General features: G+C 68.9%; 14 protein-coding genes. 3 read left to right on the forward strand and 11 right to left on the reverse strand.

From position 1 onward, the window contains the following. Positions 1-15: 15 nt before the first annotated feature. The 10 genes from queA to PGN14_RS10485 form a co-directional block, all read right to left on the reverse strand. Complete coding sequence (queA, locus tag PGN14_RS10440) at positions 16-1041, reverse strand: tRNA preQ1(34) S-adenosylmethionine ribosyltransferase-isomerase QueA (RefSeq protein ID WP_335299451.1); 1026 nt, start codon at positions 1039-1041, stop codon at positions 16-18. Positions 1042-1046: 5 nt separating this feature from the next. Beyond that, positions 1047-1715, reverse strand: a complete 669-nt coding sequence (locus PGN14_RS10445; RefSeq protein WP_335299452.1) for a peptidylprolyl isomerase — start codon at positions 1713-1715, stop codon at positions 1047-1049. Positions 1716-1855: 140 nt separating this feature from the next. Next, the gene (gene coaD / locus PGN14_RS10450; protein WP_335299453.1) at positions 1856-2368 is read right to left on the reverse strand and encodes a pantetheine-phosphate adenylyltransferase; all 513 of its coding nucleotides are present in this window, start codon (positions 2366-2368) and stop codon (positions 1856-1858) included. An 18-nt stretch (positions 2369-2386) separates the two neighbouring features. Further along, the gene (locus PGN14_RS10455) at positions 2387-3295 is read right to left on the reverse strand and encodes a polyprenyl synthetase family protein (protein ID WP_335299454.1); all 909 of its coding nucleotides are present in this window, start codon (positions 3293-3295) and stop codon (positions 2387-2389) included. Continuing rightward, positions 3292-3531 carry an exodeoxyribonuclease VII small subunit gene (locus PGN14_RS10460; protein ID WP_335299455.1) on the reverse strand — a complete coding sequence of 80 codons (240 nt, stop codon included), beginning with the start codon at positions 3529-3531 and terminating at the stop codon, positions 3292-3294. Before PGN14_RS10460 ends, PGN14_RS10455 begins: the two co-directional genes overlap by 4 nt. A 47-nt stretch (positions 3532-3578) precedes the next feature. After that, complete coding sequence (locus PGN14_RS10465; RefSeq protein ID WP_335299456.1) at positions 3579-5279, reverse strand: long-chain-fatty-acid--CoA ligase; 1701 nt, start codon at positions 5277-5279, stop codon at positions 3579-3581. A gap of 39 nt (positions 5280-5318) precedes the next feature. After that, entirely contained in the window at positions 5319-5540 is a 222-nt protein-coding gene (locus PGN14_RS10470) for a hypothetical protein (protein ID WP_335299457.1), read from the reverse strand. 65 nt (positions 5541-5605) lie between these two features. Beyond that, positions 5606-7258 (reverse strand): GGDEF domain-containing protein, encoded by a 1653-nt coding sequence (locus tag PGN14_RS10475; RefSeq protein ID WP_335299458.1) that lies wholly within the window; start codon positions 7256-7258, stop codon positions 5606-5608. Between the two features lie 157 nt (positions 7259-7415). Continuing rightward, positions 7416-9740, reverse strand: coding sequence for an ATP-dependent Clp protease ATP-binding subunit ClpA (clpA, locus tag PGN14_RS10480; protein WP_335299459.1), 2325 nt, complete (start codon positions 9738-9740; stop codon positions 7416-7418). 135 nt (positions 9741-9875) lie between these two features. Continuing rightward, positions 9876-10073: a DUF1192 domain-containing protein gene (locus tag PGN14_RS10485; RefSeq protein WP_335299460.1), complete on the reverse strand. Its 198-nt coding sequence runs from the start codon at positions 10071-10073 to the stop codon at positions 9876-9878. Positions 10074-10148: 75 nt separating this feature from the next. Here PGN14_RS10485 and PGN14_RS10490 point away from each other — a divergent pair, with 75 nt between their 5' ends. Further along, positions 10149-11150 carry an NAD(P)H-quinone oxidoreductase gene (locus tag PGN14_RS10490; protein WP_335299461.1) on the forward strand — a complete coding sequence of 334 codons (1002 nt, stop codon included), beginning with the start codon at positions 10149-10151 and terminating at the stop codon, positions 11148-11150. A 110-nt stretch (positions 11151-11260) separates the two neighbouring features. On the opposite strand, the gene PGN14_RS10495 is transcribed toward PGN14_RS10490, so the two are convergent. After that, positions 11261-11524, reverse strand: a complete 264-nt coding sequence (locus PGN14_RS10495) for a hypothetical protein (RefSeq protein WP_335299462.1) — start codon at positions 11522-11524, stop codon at positions 11261-11263. 204 nt (positions 11525-11728) lie between these two features. Between PGN14_RS10495 and PGN14_RS10500 the strand changes: the two genes are divergently transcribed. Continuing rightward, complete coding sequence (locus PGN14_RS10500; protein ID WP_335299463.1) at positions 11729-12616, forward strand: UDP-2,3-diacylglucosamine diphosphatase; 888 nt, start codon at positions 11729-11731, stop codon at positions 12614-12616. Then, on the forward strand, positions 12616-13638 hold the full coding sequence (locus tag PGN14_RS10505) for a glycosyltransferase family 4 protein (RefSeq protein ID WP_335299502.1): 1023 nt from the start codon (positions 12616-12618) through the stop codon (positions 13636-13638). Before PGN14_RS10500 ends, PGN14_RS10505 begins: the two co-directional genes overlap by 1 nt. Positions 13639-13687 lie beyond the last annotated feature (49 nt).

Genomic DNA, 13687 nt, shown 5'->3' on the forward strand with positions numbered 1-13687 from the left:
ACCGGGGACGCGCCGCTACGGCAGCAGCAGCGACGCGTCCCCATAGGAATAGAAGCGATATTCGCGCTCGATCGCATGCGCGTAGGCCGCCTGCATCGCGTCCAGCCCCATCAGCGCCGATACCAGCATGAACAGCGTCGAGCGCGGCAAATGGAAGTTGGTCATCAGGCCGTCGATGCCGCGAAAGCGATAGCCGGGCGTGATGAAGATCGCGGTGTCGCCATCGAACGGGCGCACCACCTGATCCTCGCCGGTCGCACTCTCGATCAGCCGTAACGAGGTCGTGCCGACCGCGATCACCCGCCCGCCCGCGGCACGCGTAGCGTTCAGGCGGTCGGCGGTCGCTCCATCGATACGGCCCCATTCGGCATGCATGCGGTGGTCCGCGGTGTCCTGCGCCTTGACCGGCAGGAAGGTGCCCGCGCCGACGTGCAGCGTCAGCGTCGTATGGCCGATCCCCGCCGCCTCCAGCGCCGCGATCAACGCGGGCGTGAAATGGAGTGCGGCGGTGGGCGCCGCGACCGCGCCGGGTTCGCTGGCGAACATCGTCTGGTAATCATCGGCATCCCGCGCGTCGGTAGCGCGCTTTCCCGCGATATAGGGCGGCAGCGGCATCCGGCCGGCGCGCTCCAGCAGCCATTCGACCGGCTCATCGCCCGCGAAATCGAGCGCCCAGCTGCCGTCCTCGCCGCGATCCGCCGCTATTCCGATTACATCGGCGCCAAAATCGATCGAATCGCCGTCGCGTAGCCGTCGCGCGTTGCGGACGAACGCACGCCAGCGGCGTGGCCCTTCGCGCTTGTGCAGCGTCGCGCCGATCCGCGCATCGCCGCGCGTTCCCTCCAGCTGCGCGGGGATGACGCGCGTGTCGTTGAACACCAGCAGATCGCCCGCCCGCAACTGCGCCGGCAGGTCCGACACCTGCCGGTCAGCGAGGCCGTCCGGCGTCACCACCAGCATTCGCGCCGCGTCGCGCGGCGACGCGGGGCGCAGCGCGATCCGCTCCGCCGGCAGGGCGAAGTCGAAAAGGTCGACGTCCATCGGCGTCAGCGCTTCGGCGCGCGCTTCCGGGCGGGTGCGGGCGCCTTCGTCCCCGGCAGCGTGGGCAGCGTCGCGGGTGCCAGCGTGGGCGGCGGCGCGGGCGCGAAAGCGGGCGGATTGTCGCTCGCGATATAGGCGTGGACGATCCGTGTCGGGTTCGCGGGCGGTTCGCCGCGCTGGATCGCGTCCACCACCGGCATCCCCGACATCACGCGACCGAAGACGGTATATTTGCGATCGAGCTGGAGACGCGGCTGGAAGACGATGTAGAACTGGCTGTTCGCGCTGTCCTCCTTCTCCGCCCGCGCCGCCGCGACCGCGCCGCGGACATGGGGCAGGTAGTTGAACTCGGCCGGCAGGTCGGGAAGCGTGCTGCCCCCGCTGCCGTCGCCGCGCGGATCGCCGCCCTGCGCCATGAAGCCGTCGATCACGCGATGGAACACCAGCCCGTCGTAGAAATGCTGGCGGGTCAGCGTCTTGATGCGCTCCACCATCTTGGGCGCGACATCGGGACGCAGCAGGATCTCGACCCGTCCACCGCTCGACAGGTCGAGCAGCCAGACATTGTCCTTATCGATCGCGGCGGGCGCGGGCGTCGGCGCGGCCTGCTGCGCCAGCGAGGGGGTGGCAACGAAGGCCGCGACGATGGCGGCAAGCAAGGCGAAGGGACGCATCGGGACTTTCGCGGCAGGAGCGTGGAACCGGGCGTTCCTAGAGCAAATCGGGGCTTGCGCCAAACTGAATGGAGGCGGTCACCCCGGACGTGATCCGGGGGTGACGGAATGTGCGTGGCACCGCGGCACGGCGTTCGTCGTCAATCGCCGCGCCGTCCGATCTTCTCCACCCGCGCCACCACATCGTCGCGCACCGCAGGGCTGACGAATTTCGCGATCTCGCCGCCGAAGATCGCGATCTCCTTCACCAGTTTCGATGCGATCGGCTGCAGGCTGACGTCCGCCATCAGGAAGACCGTCTCGATGCGGTCGTTCAGCTGCTGGTTCATCCCCGCCATCTGATATTCATACTCGAAATCGGCGACCGCGCGCAGCCCGCGGACGATGACGCTGGCGCCCTCGCGCTCGGCGAAGTTCATCAGCAGCGAATCGAACGAGACGACATGGATCTCGCCACCGATCGTCTCCACCTCGCGCCGCACCATCGCCATACGCTCGTCGAGCGAGAACATCGGCGACTTGCTGGCGTTGGTCGTGACGCCGACGACCAGCCGGTCGACCAGCTTCGCCCCGCGGCGGATGATGTCCATATGCCCCAGCGTGACGGGGTCGAACGTGCCGGGATAGACGCCGATGCGGGTCCTGGTGGTCATGCCGTGGTCATCCCCTTCTCAACCGCGCCGGTCGGTGACGAACTGCGCGATCGCGCGCAGCAGATCGGCCTCCGGGCCATAGGTGCGCAGGTGGTCGATCGCCTGATCGACCAGCATCTGCGACTGCTGGCGCGCCCGCTCGACGCCCAGCAGCGAGACGAACGTCTCCTTGCCCTGCTCGCCGTCCTTGCGCAGCTTCTTGCCCGCCAGCGCCTCGTCGCCCTCGACATCCAGCAGGTCGTCGACGATCTGGAACGCCAGCCCTAGATCGTGCGCATAGCCGCGCAGGTGACGCCGCCCGTCGGGCGGTACGCGCCCCAGGATCGCACCCGCCTCCACCGCGGCGCCGATCAGCGCGCCGGTTTTCATCTGCTGCAAGCGGGTGACGGTGCCGAGGTCGAACTTCGCGCCGTCCGCGGCCAGGTCCATCGCCTGTCCGCCCGCCATGCCGGACGGGCCGGACGCGCGCGCCAGATCGGCGATCAGCTCGGCGCGCACGAACGGGTCGGCGTGGGTCGCGGGATCGGCCAGCACCTCGAACGCCAGCGCATGGAGGCAGTCGCCCGCCAGGATCGCGGTCGCCTCGTCGAATGCCTTGTGGACGGTGGCCTTGCCGTGGCGCAGGTCGTCGTCGTCCATCGCGGGCAAATCGTCATGGATCAGCGAATAGACGTGGATCGCCTCCAGCGCGGTCGCCACCCGCCCCGCGGCATCGCGCGACACGTCGAACAGCCGCGCCGTGGCGAAGACCAGCAACGGGCGCAGCCGCTTGCCGCCACCAATCGCGGCATGGCGCATCGCGCGGTACAGCGGTGCGCGCGCATCGTCGGGCACCTTCAGCAGCGCGTCGAAGCGGCGGTCCATCTCCGCCGCGACTTCCTTCAGCGCGGCCTTCAACGCGGGACTGGCGGCGGCGGTGATGCTCATCCGGCGGCGAACGGCTGGACGCCCGCGGGCTTTCCGTCCGGTCCCAGCCGGATCGCCTCGATCCGCGCCTGCGCCGCGTCGAGCCGCTCGGCACAGCGCTGACGCAGCAGGCTGCCGCGTTCGTAGAGCCGGATCGCCTCCTCCAGCGGGGTATCGCCCGATTCCAGCCGGCCGACGATCGTCTCCAGCTCGCGCAGACCGGCTTCGAACGACAGCTCTTCGAGATCCTGCTCCATCCCCGCGCTATGCGACGCGGGTCGGGGCCGGTCAAGGATGGGGCAGGTCAGGGAAGCGCGTGGCCCGCTTCCTGTTGCACCTGCGCGATCAGGTCCTTGCGGCTGAGCTTCCCGATCATCGTCTTGGGCAACGCATCGCGCACCACCACCGCATCGACCCTTTCGTGCTTGCCCAGTTGCGGGTTCAACCAGTCGCGGATCGCGACGCCGTCCTCCTCCGCCTCCACGCCCAGGCTGACATAGGCCCGCGGCACCTCGCCGCGATACGGGTCGGGCATGCCGATCACCAGCGCCTCGCGCACCGCGGGATGGTGGTAGAGGATCGCCTCGATCTGGCTGGGGAAGACCTTGAACCCGCCGACCGCGATCATGTCCTTCAACCGGTCGACGATCGCGACATAGCCGTCGGCATCGATCGTCCCGACGTCGCCGGTGCGCAGCCAGCGCTGCCCGTCGGCATCGGTGACGAAGGTGGTGGCGTCCGCATCGGGGCGGTTCCAATATCCCGCCATCACCTGCGGCCCGGCGGCGACGATCTCGCCGGGTTCGCCGGCCGGCGCGTCGCGGGTGGCGTCCTCCTTGTCGACCAGCCGCAGCCGGGTGGCGGGCAGCGGCTGACCTATCGTCCCCGGCTTCTGCAGGCCCTCATAGGGATTGGTCGTCAGCACCCCGCTCGATTCGGACAGGCCATAGCCCTCGACCAGCGTCGACGCGGTCGCCGCCTCCCACCGCTCCTTCAGTTCCGCCGCCAGCGGCGCCCCGCCCGAGATGCAGGTGCGCAGCGACGTCAGGTCGGTGGTGGCCAGCGCCGGGTGATCCAGCAGCGCCCGGTACATCGTCGGCACGCCCGGCAACGCGGTCGGGCGCGTGCGCGCGATCGTCGCCAGCGCCTGCCCGGCGTCGAAGCGCGGCAGCAGCACGATCTCGCCCCCCGTCACGATCGTGCGGTTCATCACGCAGGTATTGGCGAAGACATGGAACAGCGGCAGCACGCCCAGAATGCGGTCGGTCGCATCGGGATGCGGATCCAGCCACGCCACCTGCCGCGCGTTGGCGGCGACATTGGCCTGGGTCAACATCGCACCCTTGGGCACGCCGGTCGTCCCGCCGGTATATTGCAGCAGCGCGACGTCGCGCAGCGGGTCGATCGCGGCGCACGGCAGGTCGCCGGCATTGTCGATCAGCGCGGAAAAGGCGGTGACGCGGGCATCGGCCGGGCGGGCTGCCGTCTCCGCCCGCTTGAACAGGCGGTAGAGCAGCGACTTGGCCGGCGGCAAGGCACCCGCGACCGAGCCGACGACGACGCGCTCCAGCCCGCTCTTCTCCAGCACCGCCAGCGCATTGGGCAGCAGCTGCTTCGCCGACAGCGTGATCAGCACCCGCGTGCCCGAATCCTCGACCTGGTGGCACAGCTCGTCGACGGTATAGAGCGGCGAGAAATTGACCACCGTCGCGCCCAGCCACAAGGCGCCAAAATAGGCAGCGAGGTAATGCGGCACGTTGGGCAGGAACAATCCGATCCGGTCCCCCTTGCCATAGCCCATCCGCGCCAGCCCGGTCGCGACGCGGCGCGCACCGTCCCCCAGCTCCGCATAATCGTAGCGTCGCCCCATGAACTCGATCGCGGGACGGGTCGCGAAACGGCGGGTCGATTCGTCGAACAGCTCCGCCATCGACCGCGGCGCAAGCGCCCGGTCCCAGGGAACCGGATGGCGATAGGCCTCGCGCCAGTCATGCTCGTGCGTCATTGACACGGCTGTAAGCAAGCGCCGCGCACGCGGCAAGCGCTACCGGATGAGGCGGTCCGCGACATCGGCCAGCAGCGCGGCGGCGGTGGCGAGCGGCGGGGTAAGCACCGCCTCCACGCGCGGCGCACGGTCGAGATCGAACGACAGCGACAGCGTGCCGATCACCGGCCGGTCGCGCAGGTCGGACATCGCCAGCATGCTCAACGCCAGCAGCGCGAGCGCAAGGCGGCGGCGACGAAGTTCCGGCGGCGTCGGCGTCATGGCGTGATGTCCCGGCGTGGTTTCCGCCTCGCCTTACGCCAAAGCGGCTCGACACAACAGGGGATTCACGCCGCCTGCGCCCAACGGGCACGGTCGCGTCCCGCGTTTTTCGCAACGTACAGCGCCCGATCGGCCTCGCGATACAGCCGCGTCCAGTCGCTCTCGTCCTCCAGATAACCGATGCTGCTGCCCAGCGAGGCGGTGACGCGCAGGTCGAAAGGCATACGCGTGCCGCGGATCGCATCCAGCAGCCGGTCGGGCAGGATCGTGGTCTGCGATGGCGAGATGACCGCGAACTCCTCGCCGCCCAGCCGCGCGACCAGCGCGTCGGGCGGTGCCGCGGCCTGGAGCGTGCGGGCGAAGTTGCGCAGCACCTCGTCCCCGCCGTCGTGCCCAAGCGCATCGTTGACCTGGCGGAAATGGTCGATGTCGACCAGGATCAGCAAGCGCGGCGCCATGCTGCCGCTCGCCAGCACCTCGCGGAGCAGCGCGCGCCGGTTGAGCAATCCGGTCAGCGGGTCGCAATCCGCCAGCCGCAGCGCCAGCGACTCCTTCTCGCGCGCCGCGTCGCGCTCCTGCGAGATCAGCTTGATGCGCCACGCGATCACCATCGCGCTCGTCACCGCTTCCATCACCATCGCGATCAGCGTGGAATTGTCGACCCAGAAGCTCCAGCCGATCAACCCCAACGCCTGCCCGATCCTGAGTCCCGCGACCATGACGGGCACGCCCCAGGCGAGCGCAAAGGTGCGAACATACGGCAGGCGTGCGCGCCACGCGCCCCATATGACGGGCACCGTCAGCGAAAGCCCGGCGGCGAAGCCGAACGTCACCAGCCGATCCAGGATCACCGAATGCCATGGCATGAGCAGTGCGTAGGTCGCCGAGATCGCCAGCAGATAGGCCATCACCGCATCGGCGACATAGCGCATCCGCCGCGACAGGACGGGAAGGCCGAAGAACGACCGCGCGAAGGCGATCGCCAAGAAGAGCGTCGTCGCCAGCAGCATCATGTTGAGCAGCAGCCGCTGGTTGTTGTCCATCCGCAGCAGCGGGCCGAGCACGCCCGACGTGCTGAGGCCATAGACCATCAGGCACGCCACCATCGCGCAATAGGGCGGCTGGAAGCGCTGGCGCAGCGAGCGCCACAGCGCCAGGTTGGAGATGAGCAGCGATGCGCACACGCCCGCGAAAGCGGCATAGAGCGCGGCGAGCCCGACCTCGTGCCGCTGCGATTGCGCCGGTGTGGCCAGGTTCGGGCTGAGCAGGATGCCGCGCGTGTTGGCTGCTCCCCGGATCTGCCACAGCAATCGCACCGGACGCGCGGCATGCGCGGGAATCGCCACCTCGAACACCGCGCCCAGCTTCAGGTGGCGCCAGGCGTCGCGATGGTCGAAGGCCACCCGGCGGATCGCGCCATCGGCATATAGAACATGGATCGTGGCCGATTGCTGGTACAGGCTGACCGAGCGGACCAGCGTCGCCTGCGTCGCCGGCAGCGGCTGCGACAGGACCCAGAAATCGCCCGCGCCCCAGCGCCGCTGCTTCGTGGTGCAATCGAATCCATCGGGGTGCGCCAGCATGGCGGCGGCGCTTTCGCCGGCGTGTGCCGCGCGGATGCAGGTGGCCAGCGGCATGCCAGCGTTCGCCTGCGCCACGGGCGCCATCATCACGAACGCGAGCAACGCCCCCAGCGCCGTCACCAGTCGTGCCGCCATACCCCGAACCATGACCCGCTGTAGCCCGGCTCCGCAAAGAGAGGGTTAACACAAGCAACACCGTCGGCGCTTTGTGCGGTCGTCGATCCCCGCCGCACAAGGAAACGGGCCGGGTGTCGCCACCCGGCCCGTCGCTCCTGTCACGCGATGGCGTGCGTCAGCCGGCCTCGACCGGCGCGGCCTTGCCGCCCTTCTTCTTGCCCGGCTTCTTCGGCGCGGCCGGCTCGATCGCGAAGGCGAGCGCGCCGTCCTTCATCTTCACCGTCACCTCGCCGCCATGGACCAGCTTGCCGAACAGCAGTTCCTCGGCGAGCGGCTGCTTGATCTTCTCCTGGATCAGCCGGCCCATCGGGCGCGCACCGTAGAGCTTGTCATAGCCCTTCTCGGTCAGCCACGCCTTCGATTCGTCGTCCAGCTTGATGTGGACGTCGCGGTCGGCGAGTTGCAGCTCCAGCTGGAGGATGAACTTGTCGACCACACGCGCGACGACCTCCGGCGGCAGATAGCCGAACGGCACGATCGCATCGAGGCGGTTGCGGAACTCCGGCGAGAACATCTTCTGCACCGCCTGCTCGTCCTCACCCTCGCGGGTCAGCGCGCCGAAGCCGATCGTCTCGCGCGCCATGTCGGCGGCGCCCGCATTGGTCGTCATGATCAGGATGACGTTGCGGAAATCGACCGTCTTGCCGTGCTGGTCGGTCAGACGCCCATTGTCCATCACCTGCAACAGGATGTTGAACAGGTCCGGGTGCGCCTTCTCGATCTCGTCCAGCAGCAGCACGCAATGCGGGTTCTGGTCGACCGCATCGGTCAGCAGGCCGCCCTGGTCGAACCCGACATAGCCCGGGGGGGCACCGATCAGCCGGCTGACCGAGTGGCGCTCCATATATTCGGACATGTCGAACCGCTGGAGCGGGATGCCCAGAATCGTCGACAGCTGCTTGGCGACCTCCGTCTTGCCGACGCCGGTGGGGCCGGTGAACAGATAGTTGCCGATCGGCTTCTCCGGCTCGCGCAATCCGGCGCGCGCCAGCTTGATCGCCGACGCCAGCTTCTCGATCGCCGCATTCTGCCCGAAGACGACACGCTTCAGGTCGGTTTCCAGCGTTTCCAGCTGCTTCTTGTCGTCGGTCGACACGCTTTTCGGCGGGATGCGCGCCATGGTCGCGATGACCTGCTCGATCTCCTTGGTGGTGATCGTCTTCTTGCGCTTGCTGGGCGCCACCAGCATCTGCATCGCGCCCACTTCGTCGATCACGTCGATCGCCTTGTCGGGCAGCTTGCGGTCGTTGATGTAGCGCGCACTGAGCTCCACCGCCGACTTGATCGCGTCGGGCGTGTACTTGACCGAGTGATGCTCCTCGAACGCGGAACGCAGGCCGGCCAGGATCTTGATCGTATCCTCGATCGACGGCTCGTTGACGTCGATCTTCTGGAACCGGCGCAACAGCGCACGATCCTTCTCGAAATGGTTGCGGAATTCCTTGTACGTGGTCGAGCCGATGCAGCGGATCGTGCCCCCCGACAGCGCGGGCTTGAGCAGGTTGGATGCGTCCATAGCACCACCGCTGGTGGCACCCGCACCGATCACGGTATGGATCTCGTCGATGAAGAGCACCGCATGCGGCAGCTTCTCCAGCTCGTTGACCACTGCCTTCAGCCGCTCCTCGAAATCGCCGCGATAGCGCGTGCCGGCGAGCAGCGCGCCCATGTCGAGCGAATAGATCACCGCGGGCTTCAGCACGTCGGGCACGTCGCCCTCGACGATCTTGCGCGCCAGCCCCTCGGCGATCGCGGTCTTGCCGACACCGGGATCGCCCACGTAAAGCGGGTTGTTCTTGGAGCGGCGGCACAGGATCTGGACGGTACGGTCCACCTCCGCCATGCGCCCGATCAGCGGGTCGACCTTGCCGACCTTCGCCTTCTCGTTGAGGTCGACGGTGAACTGCTTCAGCGCGCTCTCGCCCTTCTTGCCGTCCGTCGGCTTCTCCTTCTTCTCCTCCTCGGCCGCCCCCTTGACCGCGGGCGCCTCCGATGCGGCCGCGCCCTTGCCGACGCCGTGGCTGATGAAGCTCACCGCATCCAGCCGGCTCATGTCCTGCTGCTGGAGGAAATAGACCGCATAGCTCTCGCGCTCGCTGAACAGCGCGACCAGCACGTTGGCGCCGGTCACCTCGTCGCGGCCGGACGACTGGACGTGCAGGATCGCGCGCTGGACCACGCGCTGGAACCCGCTGGTGGGCGAGGGATCGGTCGCGGCATCGACCTTCAGTGCGCCCAGTTCCGTATCGAGATAATGCGCGACCGTGGTGCGCAGGTCGCCCAGCTCCACCCCGCACGCCGACATCACCTGGCTGGCATGTTCGTCGTCGATCAGCGCAAGCAGCAGATGTTCGAGCGTGGCATATTCGTGACGGCGCGAGGACGCAGCCTCCAGCGCCTTGTGCAGCGTGGTCTCCAGAGCGCTGGCGAATGACGGCATGGGACGTTTACTCCTGGCGGCACGCGTGTCGACACGCGGCCTTTGACCCTATGTCGGGACGGCGGGGCCGCGCATCAAGCGGGGCGGCGCGAGCCGGCAGGTGGCGTGGAAGGCACCTGTCAGGCACGCCGGCGCTCACCGCTTGAATAGCGCGTCGGCGCTTGCGCGATGGTTAACGGCGCCTTCGATCTTGGCACGACTGCGGGCAATCTCGCCCTCCAGCGCTGCGATCCGCGCCTCCAGTTCGGCGACCGAGAGCCGATCGAGATCCTCGCGCAGCAGCGCGGGCAGCGGATCGTCGGGGCGTGGCCCCAGGATATCGTCCAGGTCCATGGGCCGCAGCGTTGACCGCCGGGCGAGCGAAGTCAATAAGGCCCGCGAACGCCGCTGCGACGAGGTTTCCTGCGTATGACCGACCGCCCTTCGACGATGCTGGCGATCGATCCCGAAGCGCCCGGCGGACCGGAGGTGCTGGTGCCCGCCGAGCGCCCGGTGCCCGCGCCGGCCGCGGGCGAGGTGCTGGTCCGCGTCGCCGCCGCGGGGGTCAATCGTCCCGACGTGCTCCAGCGGCTGGGCGGCTACCCGCCGCCGCCGGGTGCGCCCTCCACGCTGGGGCTGGAGTTTGCGGGCGAGGTCGTGGCGCTGGGCGACGACGTCGACGCCGCGCTGCTGGGGCAGAAGGTATGCGCGCTGGTCGCGGGCGGCGCCTATGCCGAATATGCGGTCGCGCCCGCCGGCCAGTGCCTGCCGGTCCCGGACGCACTGTCGATGGTCGAGGCGGCGGCGCTGCCCGAGACGCTGTACACCGTCTGGACCAACCTGTTCGAGCGCGCCTTCGCGGTCGAGGGCGACACGGTGCTGGTCCATGGCGGCACCAGCGGCATCGGCACGACCGCGATCACGCTAGCCAATCTGTTCGGGCTGGAGATCATCGTCACCGTCGGATCGGACGAGAAGGCGGCGGCGGCGCTGCGGTTGGGCGCGGATCATGCGATCAACTATCGCACCGAGGATTTCGTCGAGCGGGTGAAGGAGATCACCGGCGGCAAGGGTTGCGCCGCGGTGCTCGACATGGTCGGCGGCGATTACGTGCCCCGCAACCTGAAGTGCCTGGCCGAGGACGGCCGACATGTCTCGATCGCGGTACAGGGCGGCGCCACCGCGACGATCCCGATCTTCGACATCATGCGCCGCCGCCTGACGCTGACCGGCTCCACGCTGCGCGCGCGCGATGCAGGCTTCAAGACGCTGGTGACGGACGAGATCGCGCGCACCGTCTGGCCGCATGCCGCGTCGGGCAAGCTGAAGCCGGTGATCGACCGCACCTTCCCGCTGGCGCAGGCCGCGGACGCCCACCGCCGGATGGAGGCGGGCGACCATGTGGGGAAGATCGTGCTGACGATGGCTTGAACCGACCGTTCGCCCTGAGGAGAGGCTGAGCTTGTCGAAGCCTCGTCTCGAAGGGTGCTTCGAGACGGCACTTCGACCGGCTCAGTGCCTCCTCAGCACGAACGGGAAAATCAATTGCTGTCGCTGTCTTCCTTCGTCGCGACCAGCACGACCGCGGTCAGCGCGGCCAGGATGCCGATGCTGATGAGCGTGGTGCCGGGCACCGAGGCACCGATCTTGCTCGACTTCGCCGACGGCGCGGCGGCGCGCGACGACTTGGCGACCGACAGCGACGCGGCCGGATTGGCGGCCGGCGCGGCGGCGGCGGCGGTGGACAGGACCAGCATCGCGGTGCCCGCGGCGGCGGCGATCGACTTCGTGAAACGCTGCATCATCGTAACTCCCTGAGACGTCCGCCCTGTGCGACGGATCGATCGCGCGCGTAAAGCAGCGCGATGTTGCAGCCTCGCGACACGATGACGATCCCGCGCGAAGCGTGACCGTCATGCCACAGCCATTCCCGCGACCCGAAACCGTCACGGCCCGGTGATGCCGGTGTCACACGAGGCAGGCATAGCGCCGCATCGAGGGAGGGCGTCATGCGATCCAGCTTCGAACCAACCGTCGGCACCCATCTGGCCGAAGTCACCGACCTGTTCGATTTCGCGGAATCGCGGCCCCACCGCCCCGAGGTCGCCACCGGCGAGCGCCAGCGCTATCGCACGATCTGGATCAGCGACGTCCATCTGGGCACGCGGGGTTGCAACGCCGACCTGCTAATCGACTTCCTGGATCACGTCGACAGCCGCACCATGTACCTCGTCGGCGACATCATCGACGGCTGGCAGCTGAAGAAGCGCTTCTTCTGGCCCGCCGCGCACAACGACGTCATCTGGCGGCTGATGAAGCGCGCGCGCCGCGGCACGAAGATGGTCTATATCCCCGGCAACCACGACGAGATGTTCCGCCAGTTCGCGGGTCTCGACTTCGGCGGGATCCAGATCCGGCGCAAGGCGATCCACGAAACCGCCGACGGGCGCCGCCTGCTGGTGCTCCACGGCGACGAATTCGACGCGATCACGCTGTCGCACCGCTGGCTCGCGCATGTCGGCGACGCCGCCTACAACCTGCTGATGGCGCTCAACCGCTGGGTCAGCGCAATCCGGCGGCGCTTCGGCATGCCCTATTGGTCGCTCAGCAAGCACGCCAAGGCGAAGGTGAAGAACGCGGTCGCCTTCATCTCCCGCTTCGAGGAAATCGTCGCCGAGGCGGCGGGTGCCCGCGGGGTCGATGGCGTGGTGTGCGGGCATATCCACACCGCCGAGATCCGCGAGATCGCCGGCGTCGACTATTACAACGACGGCGACTGGGTCGAAGGCTGCACCGCGCTGGTCGAGCATTTCGACGGGCGGATGGAGATCATCCACTGGGCCGATGAGATCGCGAAGCGCGAGGCGCCGGCGGCCACCCCGGCGCTGGCCGCGTGATGCGCGTCGCGATCGTCACCGACGCCTGGGCACCGCAGGTCAACGGCGTCGTCCGCACGCTGGAATCGGTCATCGCGGAGCTGCGCCGCGGCGGGCACGAGGTGCTGGTGGTGTCGCCCGCGGGCGTGCGCTCGCTCCCCTGCCCTACCTATCCCGAGATCCGGCTGGCGCTGATGACCCCCGCCGCGGTGGGCCGGCGCATCGCCGCGTTCGGCGCGGAGGCGATCCATATCGCCACCGAGGGGCCGCTGGGGCTGGCCGCGCGGCGCTGGTGCCTGTCGCGCGGCTTGCCCTTCACCACCGCCTATCACACGCAATTCCCCGATTATGTCGCGGCGCGGACCGGCGCGGATCCGGAATGGATCTGGCGCTACGTCCGTTGGTTCCATGCGCCTGCCGCGGCGATCCTGGCCTCCACCCCGACGATCGAGCGCACGCTGAACGCGCATGGCCTGCCCCGCGTGCGGCGCTGGGGCCGCGGCGTGGCGCGCGAGTTCGTGCCCCATGGCGCGCGCGACGCCCGCATGGCGGCGCTGCCCGGCCCCGTCCTGCTCCACGTCGGGCGCGTCGCGGTGGAAAAGAACATCGCCGCCTTCCTGGCCGCCGATGTGCCGGGGAGGAAGGTGGTGGTGGGCGACGGCCCGGCGCGCGCGGCGCTGGAGCGGCAATACCCGCACGCGATCTTCCTGGGCGCGCTGTTCGGCGACGACCTGGCCGCCGCCTATCGTGCGGCGGACGTGCTGGTCTTCCCCAGCCGTACCGACACGTTCGGGCTGGTGATGATCGAGGCGCTGGCGTGCGGTACGCCGGTCGCGGCCTATCCGGTCGCGGGGCCGATCGACGTGCTGACCGCGGGCACGGGGGTGATGGATGCGGACCTGTCCCGTGCCATCACCGGCGCGCTGGCACTGGACCGCGCCGATTGCGCCGCCGCGGGCGCGCGCTTCACCTGGGCGGCGAGCGCGCGCCAGTTCCTCGACGCGCTTCATCCGATCGACAGCGTACACGCCATCGCCGCGTGACTTGCCCTGACGGGCGCCAGGCACTAAGTCGGTCGGCGATAGCGGCCGC

It is taken from the genome of Sphingomonas adhaesiva, assembly GCF_036946305.1.
In the GTDB taxonomy this organism is placed as follows: Bacteria; Pseudomonadota; Alphaproteobacteria; order Sphingomonadales; family Sphingomonadaceae; genus Sphingomonas; species Sphingomonas adhaesiva_B.